Source organism: Pseudoruminococcus sp., from assembly GCF_047012705.1.
GTDB lineage: Bacteria > Bacillota > Clostridia > Oscillospirales > Acutalibacteraceae > Pseudoruminococcus.
In genome coordinates this window covers 146,816-162,762 of sequence record NZ_JBKXNW010000007.1, presented here as the reverse complement: position 1 = coordinate 162,762, position 15,947 = coordinate 146,816, and the positions used below count along the sequence as shown (strand labels likewise).

The window sequence follows — 15,947 nt, the reverse complement described above, 5'->3', positions numbered from 1 at the left end:
CTTATTTCAAAACTATTGATGGTATTAGTAAAATAGATGAAATATATAAATACTGAAAATATTAACACTAATGTTGTTTTTAATTTTTTCCCGACAAATATTTCTGTAAGTGCTTTGCAACCTTCTATGATTAGCAATGTATAAATAGGTACTGCAAGAACAAAATGATGAGGAAAATAATGGCCTCCAAGACCGATTGAAAATGACGTTGCAAATAATAATTATTATTGAACATATTTTCCATATTCGAAGGGAAAGTTTAAAATTCCTATTTGTAAATATTCTTATTATAATAATCAATATGGATACAAGGATTATTAAAAAAAGTCCCAAATTAAAATCTATTATATTTGTAAGTATCTTATTGATATCAAGCATTCTTTGGAATGGAGAACCATAATATGAGATATGATTTCCAAACATATTTTTAATATATATACTAAAATATCCTGATAGTGTGCCGGTTGCAAAAAGAAGTGTTATGGAAAAAACTGCGCCTATGCACATAGGAATAACTATTTTTGATATGAAATCTCTTATAGATTCTGTTAAAAGAAATCCTCCGGCAACTGCTATTATTGCAAAAGGTTCTTTTGTCATAACACCTCCCATAGCAAATATTGCAGCGAGGAGCGTCCATATAATCAAACTTTTTTTATTGACTTTTTCACCTTTTTTCCAGTTGATGTGCATAATTGCCCAAAAATACAGACATATAAAGGAAGCACCTAATATTTCAGGCTCAAAATATTCAGCACTTTTCATAGCGTAATTCATAATAAGAAAACCTGAAATCAGAACCATCATAGAATATAATATAACCTGATGATTGCTAAAACCTTTGCTTTCTTTTTTCATATATTTTAATATACATATAAAAGGCATAAATCCTATAATTAAAAGAGAAAAGCACATAAAAATATTTACAATTATTACGTTGTCAGTAAGAAGAAAAGATAGTGCGTGCAGAAGAAAAACACATATCGGCTTATTTTCATATAAACCGCTATATGGAGTTATGCCGTTTAACATTCCTCGTGCAACAGCACAGTACATTGGAGAATCCAAAGTATAACCAAGGTTTATTTCAGATATAAATAGATTTATAATATATATAATAGATGTAAATACTGTTGCTAAAACATAAAATAACAAAAAATATTTTTTAAGATTATCTAAAGAAAAAGAATTATTTTTTTAAGATTCATTGTCTGTCTCCTGAAATATAAATATTTAATTATGAAATAAATAGTATTTTTAATGCGTACCTATTCTATAATAAACGGTATAAACTTCAAAACCGTCACAAGGTTGCATCTCTGTGAATTTATCCTTTGGTTCGGTGGTAAATTCGGTATCTAAGATTTTTTTAACCTTGTCGTTTATAGCAGGCATATCTAAATTTTTCATAAAAATTATATTTACTTCATCTAATTGTTTTAATAGATTTTGAGAAAACCAACTATTTTCATCTTCAAAATTGTAGGAATCTTGAACAAATACCGGTCCCTTAGGAGAATGTTTTGTGAATGCATAGAAAGAATTTCTACCATTAAAACCTAAGTATTGATATGTATTCTCATGGTAATAATCAAGTAGTGCGTCTACATATTCTGCATCAAATGTTGCTTGGTAATAGAATGATGTATGATATGTCGCCAATGATTTACTGGATTTTAGAAGAGGCTTTTTAAATAAACTTACTTCATTAAGAAAAACAATAGTTACCATAATAATTGTAAATATAGAAATCTGAGCTTCTTTTCCGCGACATAATTCAGATAGAATTTCGCAACCTTTTATTATTAGCAACATATATATAGGTGTAGCAAAAACATAATGATGAGGGAAGTATTGACCTCCTAGTCCTACACAAAAAGATGTTAAAAAAATACAAATTACTAATGAACATAACTGCCAGATGCAAGACTTAATATTTTTATCTTTTGATTTGTAGATTTTTAAAATTATGAGCAATGTAAATGAGAATATTATTAATAAAAGTATAGGATTGTGTATAGATAAATCAACAAACAAATTATGAATTTGCAAAGCTCTTTTAAATGGAGAACCAAGGCGAGATATATGTCCGTTAAACATATAATATATGTATATATTGATATAATCAGACATAATACCTGTAAAAAGTAGCATAAAAACTGCCATTACTGCACCTATACACAAGGGAATAACTATTCTGGAAATAAAATCTCTTACGGATTCAACTAAAAGAAGACCTCCTGCAACAGCTATTACTGCGAATGGTTCCTTCATCATAACACCACACATTGCAAATATTGCAGCAAGTATAGTCCATATGATTAGGCTTTTTTTATTGGCTTTTTCACCTTTTTTCCAGTTGATGTGCATAATTGCCCAAAAATACAGGCATATAAAAGAAGCACCTAATATTTCAGGCTGAAAAAATTCTCCTCGGTCCATTGAATATGACATAAGAAATAATCCACAAATCAATGATATTCCTGAATATATGACTATCTGTGAACGGCTAAATGGCTTGTTGCTTTTAATAAGATATTTAGTAGTACATACAAATGGGAGAAAGCCTATTATAAGTAGACACAAAAATGTAATGCAATTAAAAATTATTACATCGTCAGTTAAAAGAAAAGATAGAGCATATAGCAAAAATACACCGATAGGTTTATTCTCATATAAACCACTATAAGGACTTATGCCATTTAATATTCCTCGAGCAACTGCACAATACATAGGTGAATCCGGAGTATAATTGTGGTTTATTTCATTTATAGATAAATTGCAAATCATTATTCCGGTTATAAATAATACTATAGCAATATAGACAAATAAAAAACATTTTTTAATTTTATCCGATTTAAAAAGTGAAGATGAACTTTTTAGGTTCATTATAATTCCTCCCGATAAATTATTTTTTTGAAATAAGTACAACAGTTTCTATGTGACTCGGTTCTCCAACAAGTAACCTACTCAACACCCACTGTACAAGGGAATGGTGGAACACCTGTTTTCGCCTTAAAATGGGTATGTCGAACCGATACAAGTGTTGAGTTGCCTTAATGGTTGTATAGGCAAATAGAGTAAATGCCTATTGTGTAAATTTCAAGTTTCTTGGCTAATGCATCAGCCCTACAAACTGGAATTTCGTAACTCATTTAAATATCAAAAAATCCCATTCGTTTATCCTCCTAAAATTCAAAATCTTCACTTTATAACATGTATATCTTTTTCCTTCCACTTATCAAGTACACCCTGGTAATTCTCACCTTTACATTTAACAAAAGATTTAATTCCAATATTGAATATTATGCTATGAATAATGGATTGAATAGGATATTTTCGCCTGTTTTTAATATCCAAATAATATTTACTAGCCAAGGTGCTAACTCTATTATTCAATCTATCATCTGTAATCTCCTTGTTAAACGGTGTATTATATACAATCTTTCCAGTTAATAACGCCCCAGAATATTGCACTAGTTTATTCAATATCTTACTAGTATCATTACTTCCATAGTTTTCACCAGTGGCAACACTTATAGCGTATTTTCCATACAATAACTGTTCAATGACAAAATGGCCTCTATCAATAAATACCTTTAACATTCCCGACACATTACTTGCATAAGTCGGACTTCCAATTATCAAGCCATCCGCTGTCGAAATTTTGTCCGAAAGCATTTCAGCATCATCATTAATATGGCATTTTCCATTCTTATAACAAACACAACAGCCTATACACATTTTAATCTCTAAATCTACCAAATCATAATATTCTATTTTCACATCATCATATTCAAGAAGTTTACCTTCTAACATATGTAAAATCTTTGATGTTGCACCTTTTTTTCTTGGTGATCCATTTATTATTACAATATTCATATTACTCCTTTTCACTGCACTTCAACTCCGCAAATTCAAATTTGTCTAATTCTAAAAATTAGAATTTTTTCTCTCTACTGTGGGTTCAGATATGTAATCGGATTCTGTGCCGACTGATTCAACTTCAGTCCGGCTATCGACTTTACATATCTTATATCCACAATAATTATTTATGTACTTTAGTCAACAGAACCACGCTCTCCACATGACTTGTATGTGGAAACATATCAACCGGTTGAATCTTTTTAACCTTATAGGTGCTATTTTGAGTTAGATAATATAAATCTCTTGCCATAGTTTCTGGATTACAGGAAATATATACTACTGTTTTTGGTGACATTTTAATAAGTGAGGAGAGAAATTTTTTATCACTGCCAGCTCTTGGAGGGTCCATAAAAACTACATCAGGTTTTTCGTCATCTTCTGCAGCTGCTTCCATAAACTCTCCTGCATCGCCTTGATAAAATCTGATATTTTTAAGGTTATTTACTCGTGCATTTTGTATAGCGTCTTTGACGGCATCTTTATTAAGCTCTACTCCTATTACTGAGCCTGCGCCATTTTTAGCAGCGACAATGCCAATTGTACCAATGCCACAATAGGTATCAAGTACAGTTTCATTGCCTTTTAGTTTGGCAAATTCTATTGCCTTGCCATAAAGTACTTCAGTTTGTACGGGATTTATTTGATAAAAGCTTTTTGGTGAGATTCGAAATTTACAGCCACACAAAATATCTTCAATATATCCTTTGCCATAAAGAATTTTTTGCACATCGCCGAGCACGAGATTTGTTCTATATGGATTGATATTCTGAACAATAGTTTTTATTTCGGGAAATTCTTTAGTTATAGCTTTGACAAAATTGTTTTTTGAGGGGAAAACCGGTGTCCCTGTGACAAGAACAAGCATAACTTCATTTGTCGCAAAGCCTCGTTTGATAAGAATATGCCTTAAAAAGCCTTTTTGTACATCTTCATCATAGGTTGTGAGCTTAAAGGATTTAAGCATTTTACGAACAGTAACGATTATTTTATCGGCTATGGCATCCTCAATCATACATTCATCAATACCAACTATGCGATGAGTACCTGATTGATAAACACCTGAAATTATTCTGCCGTTTCGGTCAGTTCTGAATGCAGCTTGAACCTTATTGCGATAATGAAAAGGATTTTCCATTCCTATTATTGGTTGAATTTTGCAAAATTGCGAAAGGAGTTTTGAAATTTTTTTCTGTTTTAGGGCAAGTTGTTCCTGATATGTGAGATTTTGAAGTTGACAACCACCGCATTTTTTATAAACAGGGCAACTTCCTCTTTTTATATTTTCTTTTGTGTTACTCATAATAATTCCTCTTGTAACTTAATAAAATTTCTTATTGCTTTGGTTATATAAAATAAAAAGCCGAAATCCTTTGTTTCCGTAGGATTTTCGGCTTTTGGCGTTCCCGAGGTGATTCGAACACCCGACCTATCGCTTAGGAGGCGATTGCTCTATCCAGCTGAGCTACGGAAACAACTGTACCAATAATTTTATCACTATGCTATCATTTTGTCAATATTTTGCATAAAATAAAATTTTAAGATACAAAAATCACCGATTGAAGTTTAATAGTTCAATCGGTGATAGATATGTTTAATTATTTAATTTTGATTTCTCTTATCCAGCCTTCCGGAGCTTCAATTTTGCCCTGCTGGATACCTGTAAGTGTTTCATAGAGCTTCTTGGTAATAGGTCCCATTTCTTCCATACCGCTTGGTAAGCAAATTTCTTTGCCGTGGTCAACAATCTTACCGATAGGAGAAATGACTGCTGCTGTACCACAGAGTCCTGCTTCTGCGAAGTCTTTAACTTCTGCAAACTCAACCTCTCTATGTTCAACCTTGAGTCCGAGATAATGCTCAGCAACATACATAATTGAGCGTCTTGTGATTGAAGGAAGTATGCTGTCTGACTTTGGCGTAACAACTGTATTATCCTTTGTTATGAAGATAAAGTTAGCGCCGCCTGTTTCTTCAACCTTTGTATGAGTTGCTGGGTCGAGGTACATATTTTCGTCAAAGCCTTCTGCATGAGCTGTAACGATTGCATGGAGGCTCATTGCGTAGTTAAGACCAGCCTTGATATGACCTGTTCCGTGTGGAGCGGCTCTATCAAAATCACTGACCTTAATTGTAACCGGCTTTGCACCTTCCTTAAAGTATGGACCAACAGGTGTTGCGAAAACTCTGAACTGATATTCAGTTGCAGGCTTAACACCAATAACAGGATTTGTGCCGAACATATATGGTCTTAAATAAAGTGTTGCACCTGAACCATATGGTGGAACATATTCGTTATTTGCTGCTACGACTTCATCAATAGCTTCAAGGAATCTTTCATTAGGAAGAGCAGGCATTTCGAGTCTTTTTGCTGAAGCTATCATTCTCTCTGCGTTGAGGTCAGGACGGAATGTAACAATTCTGCCGTCTACTGTTGTATATGCCTTTAAGCCTTCAAAAGCTGTCTGTGCATATTGAAGAACACCGGCACATTCGCTGAGAACAATATTAGGGTCTTCTATAAGACCGCCTTTATCCCATTCGCCATTTTTAAAATTAGTAACATATCTTTTTTCTGTTTGGATATAACCGAAGCCGATATTAGCCCAATCAATATCTTTCTTTGCCATTTAATATCACCTTGTTTTAATCTTAATTTTAACAAATCTCTTTGTCTTTTGGAAATTTACCAGATATTATTATATCACTGATAGCTTAATAATACAACTTTTTCTTGAAAAATTTTATAAGAAAAGCTAAAAAATATTATTTTTGGGTGTAAATAGGAGTAAATATGAAGTTTTTTTATTGGAATTATTCATAAAAGAAAAAATAAAAGAATAATATTAAATAGAGCTTTAAATGTTAATGAATTGATATTCTTAAAAAATTTAATATATATAAAGATATGAAAATTATTTATATAACTTATATTCATAAAATTAAATATTTTTACTTTTTGTATACACAATAGTGCGTTTAATTGCAAATATTTGTAGAAAATGCGAATGGATTTTTCTACCCTGATATTGTATAATCTAACCATTACAATATTACACTTTCATTAGAAAGTTTTTAGGAGGATTTATTATGAATCAACAATCAGCAGGCAAAATGTTAAAGGTTACAGGTATTCTTTCAATTATCTTTGGAGCAATTTCAATCGTAGCTTCATTGATGCTTCTCTTTGGCTCTGTTTTATTGGCAACGGCTACAAGTGCTATTGCAGATAGTGCAACTACTTCGGCTGTTGGCGGAATTCTTGCTATTGCAGTTATTATAGCTATCATAGCAAGTGTTGCAGAGTTTGTTGCTGGTATTCTTGGTGTAGTTAATGCTAATAAGCCGGAAAAGGCAAATATATGCTTTATCTTTGGTATCATAAATGTTGTTATCGGCATTATAAGCATCATTCTTAACATCTCATCAGGCGAATTCAATATCTTATCTATTGTTTCTGCTCTTGCACTTCCTGTTCTTTATACTATTGGAGCATATTTCTTAAAGAACAGTGCAAATAACAATGTAATGTAATTTAAACATATACATAGTTAAAAACCTCCCACATTACTACGATGTGGGAGGTTTTTTTATTGATGTATTTTAGTTTTTTTGAGAAGGATTACCGCTATTAGATAAAGACTTGTTAAAAGTAATGTAAAATTGTATTTGGATTGAAGTAATAATAAAAATCCAAGTACTGTACAGGGGAATAATATTATAAGAGAGGATATGAGCATTATTCGTTCGGTGGCTTTTTCGGATAGCTTTGATGAAAGGATTAAGTACAGTGCCTGACCGCCATCGAGAGTATCTACAGGCAGAAGATTATATGCAAGCAGAAGTATATTTGCTCCCGCAAGAATTATCAAAAAATTATATTTAAAAATAATATAAAGTACAAAACATACTGAACCCCAAATTATATTCATCATAACTCCGCCAAGAGTGATTAAAAGTTCTTGATAGAGTGGACGATTAAATTTTTTGTGGTCAATTATGGCAACATCAAAAAGACTGATCTTGATTTCTTTTGGAAATGAATTAAAACGCCACATAAAAAATAAATGACCTAATTCATGCATAAGGGCAGAAAAACAACCAAGCATTACAGTTTGTGAGCTATCGAGAAGTATTATTGCTGTCATTACACAGCATAGTGGAATACTTACTATTATAGAAAGATTTCCAAGTTTAATTTTCATAACTACTTACTACTTTCGGATGAATTATTGCTTGTTCCGAAGATAGAGAGATTATTATTTTCACCACTCATATAGATAGAATCATAGTAATTTTTTTCATACCAGTTGATTATTCCATTGCAGAAATCACCGCCTATAAGCTTTATTACAAGCATAAATAGCAAAGCAGTGCCACAGATTATTAGTTGAATTATAATCAGTAGTTGTTTGCCAATTACGATTTTCTTTTCTTGAATAGGTTCTTCTTCTATGGGAAGTTCTTCGTATTCATCATATAATTCTTGCTTATCGGAATATTCTGTCATTTCATCACCTCGTCCATTTATATATAAATATGCTATTGAAGTGATAAAAATGAGAAAAATAAAAAAACTCACAGCATTTAGCGGTGAGTTTTTAGAGTGGTATGTAGTAGTTTTAATCATTGTCCGGAATGTCGTCAAACGCTTCTTGTGCGTCCTTTATGCCAAACATAACCTCAATAATTGCATCGCCAAATTTATTAAACATATATGCCGGAATCATTATGCTATCTTCAATGACTTCTCTCGATGGTATGCAATTTTTGCAGTTTGTGGCGGTTTTATAACGAACCTCGCCATCTGAATAATCAATTTCAAAATTTCCGAAAATTAAGCCGTAGTTAATCATTGCAAGAAGTTTTGCCATTTGGTTTTTATTAGGTTCGTCGCAGTTAAGGTTGATAAGTCCATATACCATATATTTATCTTCACGAATATCTATAATAATTTTACATTCTTGCAGACGATTGTTAAGATTGACGCCGCAACGAATTACATTATTTTCTTTATCGAGCGTATAATGCCATTCGTCATCTCTAAGATACATTTCAATAGCAGATTTAATTTCATTTAAAGAAGACATAGTTAAATTCACCTCTGTAATATAATATTAAAATTTCATAAAATGTTACCTTGTATTTTATCATTAAGTATTATAAAAGTCAAGAAACGGACAAAAGGGCAAGCTATTAGCTTACCCTTAATTATACGGTTTATTGAATTTAAATTTTGTCAATAATAGAGGTAATCATCGTTTTTATCAGGATTTTCTGTTTGACCACAATAAGGATTGTTTATGATATTGTAACCAAGACCGCCGAATGTTCCACCTGTGCTTTGGAAAGTTCCTGGTAAAATTAGCTGGTGATTTTTAGGGTAATCGTTATCGAGAGGGTCAAACGGTACTCCCGGTAGTTGTTCGATTTTCTTCTTCTTTTTTTCAATTTCGATTGATTTCTTTCTTTCGCTCATAATTTTCCTCCGATATTCCGAAAGGGATTAGCGGTTTTGCTCCGCATAATATATAATCCCCAGAAGATATGGGAGTTATTCATAGATAAAATTAAGAACAAAATGTAAAGTTTATCTGAAATTATGACAAGTATGCTTGACATATTGAGACTTCGGTGATAAAATACGCATATAGTAAGAAAATGCCGTCTGCATATATTGCAAACGGCGGAATTACTTATTCTTCGGTAACTTCATTATCCTTTTTGACAAAAACATCTTTTGGAGCACCACAAATAGGGCAAGTCCAATCATTTGGAAGTTCTTCAAAAGGAATTAGTGGGTCATCATACTCATACTTGCATATTTTGCAGGTGTAAATATCTCCGGCCGGTTCTTTATCAGGAACATAGGTTGGTGCGTACTTTGGAGATTTTCCTTTTATAACATCATGATAAAATTTATATGTCATAGGTGTTCCGGTGATTTTTTCACTGCCTGCGGTAAGTTCGCCGATGAAGATAGTATGTGTGGTTGTTTCAATAGAATCACGAACCTTGCATAAAAACCAACAGCATATATCTTCCTGAATGACAGGAACACCTTCACGCAAAATTTTATGACGGACATTCTGCAGTTTATCGCTTTCGCGACCAGAGGTGAAGCCTAAAGCACCGATTATTGCACCTGATGTATTTTCTGAGAGAACAGAAACAGTAAATTCGCCCTGTTTTTTGATACACTCATTGGTGTAATTTGCGTGGTTTATGCTTACGGCAACCATCATCGGAGATGATGTAATCTGAAAAACAGTATTTACAATACAAGCAGTCGGATATTTTTCTCCTTTAACTCCGACTGCATATAGTCCGTATGAAAGTGATTGGAGTATTCTATTATTCATAAAAATGCTCAACTCCTTAGTAATAAAGGTGATAAAATTTTATATATTACATATTTTACCACAAAATCTTCTTTATTACAAGAAGTTTTGTATATTATTACAGACAAAATTCATCATAATATTTGTATTTTCCAAAATCTATTGAAAGAGTTTGATTATACAAAGAATTATGCCATATATTACAGACGCAACTGTGCCATAAACTATTACAGGACCTGCAATTATAAACATTTTCGCACCTAAGCCAAGAACATAACCCTCGCTTTTAAATTCTATTGCCGGCGAAACGACAGCGTTAGAAAAGCCTGTAATAGGAACTATACTACCTGCGCCTGCAAATTTTGCAAGGTCGTCATATACTCCTATGGCAGTGAAAAATGCACCAAGGAAAATCAATGTTGAACTTGTTGCGGCTCTGGAATCAATTTCTTGCAAGCCAAAACTTCGATACATTAAAAATATACTGTGTCCTATGGTGCATATAGCACCGCCAACAAGAAAAGCACAGATGCAATCCTTGAGCAACGAGCTATTTTTGGAAGCTTTATCGGTCATACTTGAATATTCGGTTTTAGTAACCCTCATAGAAAGATACTCCTTTCAAAAAGAATGTTGGCATTATTCAACAAATAGCCTTTATAGCCTATATTTTCCCCGAAAAAGCTCTTTATATTCGCAAAAAAATGTAGTATAATAAAATGTGCGCTTTGAGAGGTGTATTTCAAATTATTAAAAAGCATGAGTTTGATAATAATTGTTAGTTCATAATAAATTTGAAAAAGTATCAAATTCAATATTTATTTTTCAAGCCCCCTGCGAGGGTTTTGAGAAGGATAAAGCATTTCGCTCTCTGCGGAGAGTGACCAAAGGCTCGGCCGTGGGCGGCTATCTTTGGAAATTGCGAGCCTTTGAAAAGGCTTGAGCGAGACTTTTAATTGAATATATTTGGTGGTATTTTAATTGAGTAAAATTGTTTATCTTGATAATAGTGCAACAACAGTTGTCTGTGAGGAGGCCGCTAAAAAAGCCTATTATATGATGACTGAAAAATACGGAAATCCTTCGTCGCTTCATACCCTTGGTTTTGAAGCTGCTAAGGAGCTTGAAGCGGCACGAGATATTATAGCAGATTCTCTCAGTGCTTCGCCGACAGAGATTTTCTTTACTTCTGGTGGAACAGAGAGTAATAATACAGCAGTTTTTGGGGCGGTTAATGCACTAAAACGCAGAGGAAATAAAATCGTTACAACGGCAATAGAACACTCTTCGGTTATAGAAGCTGCAGAAAAGCTTAAAAAGGACGGTTATGAGGTTATATTCCTCGAACCCGATGAATCTGGTGTTATTCCAAAAGAAAAGTTTGTTAATGCTATAGACTCTGATACAATTTTGGTTAGCGTTATGGCGGTAAATAACGAAACAGGTATTATTCAGCCTATAAAATTAATCAGCAATATAATAAGTAAGAGCGGTTCGCCTGCTTTACTTCACTGTGATGCTGTTCAGGCTTTTGGAAAAGTTAATTTGAAGCCTCAAAAGCTTGGCGTTGATTTGATGTCTATAAGCTCACATAAGATACATGGTCCGAAAGGTGTAGGCGCTTTATACATCAGAAAGGGTGCAAGAATTGTACCGCTACATTATGGTGGAGAACAAGAAAGGAAAATTCGTCCCGGTACGGAATCACTTCCTATGATTTGCGCTTTTGCGGAGGCCATAAAGGCTTTGCCAAACATTGACGACCAGCACGAAAAGATTTTAGATCTTTGGAATTATTGCAAAGAAAAGGTTTCGGAAATTCCGAATGTATATATAAATTCTCCGAACGGAGTTTTGCCGTATATATTAAATATATCAGTAGTTGGGGTTCGCTCAGAAACAATGCTACACTATCTCGCAGAGAGCGGAATATATGTTTCGAGCGGTTCAGCTTGTGCTAAGGGCAAAAAAAGTCATGTTCTGACGGCAATGGGATTATCCCCTGAAAGGATAGATTCCGCTATAAGAATTAGCTTTTCGAGATTTAATACAAAAGATGATATTGATATATTTGCGGAAAGACTTGCTGAAGGAATGAAAAATCTCGCAAAATCAAAATGAGTAAGGAGTATTTTATGAAAGAAACAATACTTATTAAAGTTGGAGAAATAGCTTTGAAGGGTCTTAACAGAAGAAGTTTTGAAGATGTTCTCATAAAAAATATTAAACGCAGAGTTAATTGCATAACTCCTTGCGAAGTTAAAATTGCACAATCTACAATAGCGGTAACACCATATAAAGATGATGTCGATTTTGATGAGATTGAGGAATGTATATCTAAAATCTTTGGTATAGCAACATATTCAAGAGCTTGTATCGCAGAGAAAAATATGGAATCTATTCTTAGCTGCGCTAAGGAATATCTTGCGGAAACACTTAATGAGATAAATTCCTTTAAGGTTGAATCTAAGCGTTCTGATAAGAAATTCCCTTTGACATCGCCTGAAATAAGCCGAGAGGTTGGCGGTTTTCTTGCAGAGGAATTTCCACATCTGATGGTTGATGTACATAATCCTGATTTGGTTGTAACAGTAGAAGTTCGTGATTACGCGGCGTTTATTCGTGGAGCAGCTAAAAAGGGTGCCGGCGGAATACCCGTAGGAACAGGCGGAAACGCTGTTATACTTATTTCGGGCGGCATAGATTCTCCTGTTGCGGCATGGACTATGGCTAAGAGAGGTCTTTCACTTACGGCTGTTCACTTTGCAAGTCCTCCATATACAAGTGAAAGAGCAGAAGATAAGGTCGTAAGACTACTCAAAAAGGTAGCAGAGTATAGCGGCCGTATGCAGATGTATACGGTTCCATTTACTAAGATTCAGGAACAGATTAAGGATAATTGCCCTGAGGAACTTTTTACTATAATAATGCGTAGATTTATGATGCAAATTTCTGAAAGGATTGCAAGAGAGAAAAATTGCGGTGCTTTGATTACAGGCGAAAGTCTTGGTCAGGTGGCAAGTCAGACTCTTGGTGCAATAGGCTGTACTGATGAAGTTTGCAGACTTCCTGTTTTCAGACCGCTTATAGGTATGGATAAGGAGGAAATTATTGAAATTTCGAGGAAGATTGATACTTTCGATATTTCAATAGAGCCATTTGAAGATTGCTGTACGGTATTTACACCAAAGCATCCAAGAACTAAGCCTGTACTTAAATATGTTGTAGATGCGCAAAATAAGCTTCCTGTTGATGAATTGATTGATGAGGCGGTTAAAAATGTAAGGGTTACAGAGATTTCTTTCTGATAGTTGAGATTTGTTGCGACTGAAAGGAGTTTTAATAATGAATGCTGAAATTTATCTTTTAAGGGGCGGAAGCGCTTCATCGGCTTGTGGAAAAGAAAGCTTTAACAGACAGATGAAGGCTCTTGCTGAACATAATGTTTGCGTTCTGTATAAGACTGTTGTTGATAATAATGAAAACAGCTTAAAAGAAGCTTTGAAGCTTTCTTTTGGAGATGATGAAGGCATTGATGTTATAGTTATTGCTGATGCTATTGAAGAAAGTTCAAGGCAAAATGCAGAAGATTTCTTCTCTATATTTGAGGTTAAAAATAAAGATATTAGAGAAATTTCTGCGGAAGTGGATATGTCTATACTTAAAACAGGGATTGATAATTCCGAGATTGAAATAAGCAGTCATTCAGAGGAGAATGAATCTAAAGCTGAGAAAAAAACTGTAAATGTATATTCTGCAAGAGTAGGCGGCAAAAAAAATGGAATTAAGATTGTTATTCTTCCGAAAGCTGAATCTGCGGGAGTTGAGTTTTCAGATTTACTTTATGCTGCAATATATAGTTCTTGCATAAAGAATAATCAAAAGAGAGCATGGTGGAAAAACTTTATTCCGATAAAGGGAGATAAGCCGCTTGAAGTTGTAAGAAAATCTATTCTTATGCTTGCTATTGCAACTTTTATTGTTTCGGGCACATTGCTCTTTAATGAGCTTGTTATTAAACCTATGGTAGCAGATAACACTAAAAATGGAGTTAAAAGTCTTTTGACCGAGGCTACCGGCGGCGGTGACAGTGATGACGATGATTATAATACTGTCGCACCAAAGCGAAAGAAAATCGTTATAGGCGAGAGTGAGGTTTTGCCTGATTTTGAAAAGCTTCTTAATGAAAATAAAGATACTGTTGGTTGGATTAAAGTCCCTAATACTCAAATTGATTATGTTGTTTGCCAATCGCAAGACCCTGAACAGCCTGAATATTATTTAAAGCGTGATTTCTACGGAAATTACAGCGATTATGGAACGATTTTCCTTGATTACAGAAGTCCGCTTGACGCAAAGAACCTTATTCTACACGGACATCATATGAATGACGGAAGAATGTTTGCAAATTTGCTTTACTACCAAGATCTTAATTTCTATAAGGAAAATCCTGCTTTTACATTTAATACTATATATGAAAAAGCAAAGTGGAAAATTATCTCTATATATAAGACTAATACACTTGAAAGTCAGGGCGAATTTTTCAATTATCTGAGAGGAACTTTTGAAACTGAATCTGATTTTATGAATTATATATATCAGGTTCGCGCAAGGTCTATTATAGATTGTCCTGTTGATGTTAATGAAGATGATACACTTGTTACACTTTCAACCTGCGCATATGACTTTGATTCGTTTAGATTTGTCGTTGTTGCAAGGCGTGTTCGCGAGGGGGAAACAGCAAAGGTAGATACATCGACAGCTAAGATGGCGTCGAATCCTGTTTATCCTGATTGTTGGTATGAAGCATATGGTGGTAAGAAGCCTGTTTTGACAAGTTTTGAAGAGGCTCTTGCTGCAAAGCAGATTACTTGGTATAATAATTCTCATAAGAAAAAATGGAGTGCATCAGAAGCTCAAAAGGAAGCTACCAAGAAAGCAAAAGAAAAAGAGAAGAAAGAGGAAGAAGCTTCAAAGGCAGCTGAAAAGGCAGATAAGCTTAAAAAAGCAAAGGCTGAACTGGAAAATGCAAGTTCTTATCTTGATGTAGCAAAAGAAAACTATAAGGGCGCTAATGAGGTATACTCTGATATAAAATCATTGGCGAATTCTGCAAAAAATGCATCGACTGAGGCATATAGCAATGCAAGTAAGGGAATTCCAAAGGCTAAATCTGAAAGCACTATAAATAGTCTTATTAAAGATATGAAAAACGCAAAATCTAAAAATGACCAGGTTATAGCCTCAAATATGGATAAATGGAAGGAAGCTATTGAAAAGCAGTGCAATGATGCGATAGAATATATAAATGCTGCTTTGAAATATTCCACAGATAAGACGATAAAAACTGAGGCGGCGACCTTAAAGAAAAATGCGGAGGATTATAAGAGTAAAATCCAAAGTATTATGGACGACTTGGAAAAGCTTATTTCAAGTGCAAAAGATAGGAACAATAAGCTTGATAATATGATTGATAAGGGTAATGCGGCTATTAAAAAGCTTAAAGCTCAGGAAAGCAGTAAGCCTCAACCAAGTCCAAAGCCAGAATCAAGCCAAGAATCAGAACCAAGCAGCAGTAAGCCAGAATCAAGCAGTAAACCAGAATCAAGTGTAGAACCTGAACCTGAACCAGAATCAAGTACGGAAGAAACGACACAACCGGAAGAGCAGACCGCATAAGAG

The 15,947-nt window shown here is 33.9% G+C and carries 15 protein-coding genes and 1 tRNA gene; 4 read left to right on the top strand and 12 right to left on the bottom strand.

Annotated elements, in window-relative coordinates; translation table 11 throughout:
* Positions 1-24: 24 nt before the first annotated feature.
* The 6 genes from ACLU24_RS08750 to ACLU24_RS08725 form a co-directional block, all read right to left on the bottom strand.
* Positions 25-1,056, bottom strand: a complete 1,032-nt coding sequence (locus ACLU24_RS08750) for a hypothetical protein (RefSeq protein ID WP_412611973.1) — start codon at positions 1,054-1,056, stop codon at positions 25-27.
* Between the two features lie 201 nt (positions 1,057-1,257).
* A complete protein-coding gene (locus ACLU24_RS08745) occupies positions 1,258-2,889 on the bottom strand; it encodes a hypothetical protein (protein WP_412611971.1) in 1,632 nt (543 codons plus the stop codon).
* Positions 2,890-3,204: 315 nt separating this feature from the next.
* Positions 3,205-3,882, bottom strand: coding sequence for a flavodoxin family protein (locus tag ACLU24_RS08740; RefSeq protein ID WP_412611968.1), 678 nt, complete (start codon positions 3,880-3,882; stop codon positions 3,205-3,207).
* 166 nt (positions 3,883-4,048) lie between these two features.
* Positions 4,049-5,227 carry a 23S rRNA (uracil(1939)-C(5))-methyltransferase RlmD gene (rlmD, locus tag ACLU24_RS08735; protein ID WP_412611966.1) on the bottom strand — a complete coding sequence of 393 codons (1,179 nt, stop codon included), beginning with the start codon at positions 5,225-5,227 and terminating at the stop codon, positions 4,049-4,051.
* Between the two features lie 95 nt (positions 5,228-5,322).
* Positions 5,323-5,399, bottom strand: a tRNA-Arg gene (locus ACLU24_RS08730).
* A gap of 123 nt (positions 5,400-5,522) precedes the next feature.
* Positions 5,523-6,554 (bottom strand): branched-chain amino acid aminotransferase, encoded by a 1,032-nt coding sequence (locus ACLU24_RS08725; protein ID WP_412611963.1) that lies wholly within the window; start codon positions 6,552-6,554, stop codon positions 5,523-5,525.
* Positions 6,555-7,014: 460 nt separating this feature from the next.
* Between ACLU24_RS08725 and ACLU24_RS08720 the strand changes: the two genes are divergently transcribed.
* A complete protein-coding gene (locus tag ACLU24_RS08720; protein ID WP_412611961.1) occupies positions 7,015-7,458 on the top strand; it encodes a hypothetical protein in 444 nt (147 codons plus the stop codon).
* A gap of 56 nt (positions 7,459-7,514) precedes the next feature.
* Here ACLU24_RS08720 and ACLU24_RS08715 read toward each other — a convergent pair whose 3' ends face one another.
* The 6 genes from ACLU24_RS08715 to spoVAC all read right to left on the bottom strand — a co-directional run bounded on the left by ACLU24_RS08715 (position 7,515) and on the right by spoVAC (position 10,871).
* Entirely contained in the window at positions 7,515-8,129 is a 615-nt protein-coding gene (locus tag ACLU24_RS08715; RefSeq protein WP_412611959.1) for a site-2 protease family protein, read from the bottom strand.
* Positions 8,130-8,131: 2 nt separating this feature from the next.
* The gene (locus ACLU24_RS08710) at positions 8,132-8,434 is read right to left on the bottom strand and encodes a hypothetical protein (RefSeq protein ID WP_412611958.1); all 303 of its coding nucleotides are present in this window, start codon (positions 8,432-8,434) and stop codon (positions 8,132-8,134) included.
* A gap of 112 nt (positions 8,435-8,546) precedes the next feature.
* Entirely contained in the window at positions 8,547-9,014 is a 468-nt protein-coding gene (locus tag ACLU24_RS08705) for a type III secretion system chaperone family protein (RefSeq protein WP_412611956.1), read from the bottom strand.
* Between the two features lie 149 nt (positions 9,015-9,163).
* A complete protein-coding gene (locus ACLU24_RS08700; RefSeq protein WP_412611953.1) occupies positions 9,164-9,403 on the bottom strand; it encodes a hypothetical protein in 240 nt (79 codons plus the stop codon).
* A gap of 217 nt (positions 9,404-9,620) precedes the next feature.
* Entirely contained in the window at positions 9,621-10,286 is a 666-nt protein-coding gene (locus ACLU24_RS08695; RefSeq protein ID WP_412611951.1) for a flavin reductase, read from the bottom strand.
* Positions 10,287-10,424: 138 nt separating this feature from the next.
* A complete protein-coding gene (gene spoVAC, locus ACLU24_RS08690) occupies positions 10,425-10,871 on the bottom strand; it encodes a stage V sporulation protein AC (protein WP_412611949.1) in 447 nt (148 codons plus the stop codon).
* A 375-nt stretch (positions 10,872-11,246) separates the two neighbouring features.
* Between spoVAC and ACLU24_RS08685 the strand changes: the two genes are divergently transcribed.
* From ACLU24_RS08685 to ACLU24_RS08675, 3 genes are read left to right on the top strand one after another with little or no spacing between them, the layout of a single operon-like run.
* A complete protein-coding gene (locus ACLU24_RS08685) occupies positions 11,247-12,386 on the top strand; it encodes a cysteine desulfurase family protein (RefSeq protein WP_412611946.1) in 1,140 nt (379 codons plus the stop codon).
* Positions 12,387-12,400: 14 nt separating this feature from the next.
* Complete coding sequence (thiI, locus tag ACLU24_RS08680; protein WP_412611943.1) at positions 12,401-13,573, top strand: tRNA uracil 4-sulfurtransferase ThiI; 1,173 nt, start codon at positions 12,401-12,403, stop codon at positions 13,571-13,573.
* A 37-nt stretch (positions 13,574-13,610) separates the two neighbouring features.
* A complete protein-coding gene (locus ACLU24_RS08675; RefSeq protein WP_412611942.1) occupies positions 13,611-15,944 on the top strand; it encodes a class B sortase in 2,334 nt (777 codons plus the stop codon).
* The last annotated feature ends 3 nt before the right edge of the window (positions 15,945-15,947 follow it).

Coding starts and splice junctions, on each gene's coding strand:
- ACLU24_RS08740 (WP_412611968.1), bottom strand. CDS start 3,882: ATGAATATTGTAATAATAAATGGATCACCAAGAAAAAAAGGTGCAACA.
- rlmD (WP_412611966.1), bottom strand. CDS start 5,227: ATGAGTAACACAAAAGAAAATATAAAAAGAGGAAGTTGCCCTGTTTAT.
- ACLU24_RS08750 (WP_412611973.1), bottom strand. CDS start 1,056: ATGTACTGTGCTGTTGCACGAGGAATGTTAAACGGCATAACTCCATAT.
- ACLU24_RS08720 (WP_412611961.1), top strand. CDS start 7,015: ATGAATCAACAATCAGCAGGCAAAATGTTAAAGGTTACAGGTATTCTT.
- ACLU24_RS08710 (WP_412611958.1), bottom strand. CDS start 8,434: ATGACAGAATATTCCGATAAGCAAGAATTATATGATGAATACGAAGAA.
- spoVAC (WP_412611949.1), bottom strand. CDS start 10,871: ATGAGGGTTACTAAAACCGAATATTCAAGTATGACCGATAAAGCTTCC.
- ACLU24_RS08715 (WP_412611959.1), bottom strand. CDS start 8,129: ATGAAAATTAAACTTGGAAATCTTTCTATAATAGTAAGTATTCCACTA.
- ACLU24_RS08695 (WP_412611951.1), bottom strand. CDS start 10,286: ATGAATAATAGAATACTCCAATCACTTTCATACGGACTATATGCAGTC.
- thiI (WP_412611943.1), top strand. CDS start 12,401: ATGAAAGAAACAATACTTATTAAAGTTGGAGAAATAGCTTTGAAGGGT.
- ACLU24_RS08745 (WP_412611971.1), bottom strand. CDS start 2,889: ATGAACCTAAAAAGTTCATCTTCACTTTTTAAATCGGATAAAATTAAA.
- ACLU24_RS08700 (WP_412611953.1), bottom strand. CDS start 9,403: ATGAGCGAAAGAAAGAAATCAATCGAAATTGAAAAAAAGAAGAAGAAA.
- ACLU24_RS08705 (WP_412611956.1), bottom strand. CDS start 9,014: ATGTCTTCTTTAAATGAAATTAAATCTGCTATTGAAATGTATCTTAGA.
- ACLU24_RS08675 (WP_412611942.1), top strand. CDS start 13,611: ATGAATGCTGAAATTTATCTTTTAAGGGGCGGAAGCGCTTCATCGGCT.
- ACLU24_RS08725 (WP_412611963.1), bottom strand. CDS start 6,554: ATGGCAAAGAAAGATATTGATTGGGCTAATATCGGCTTCGGTTATATC.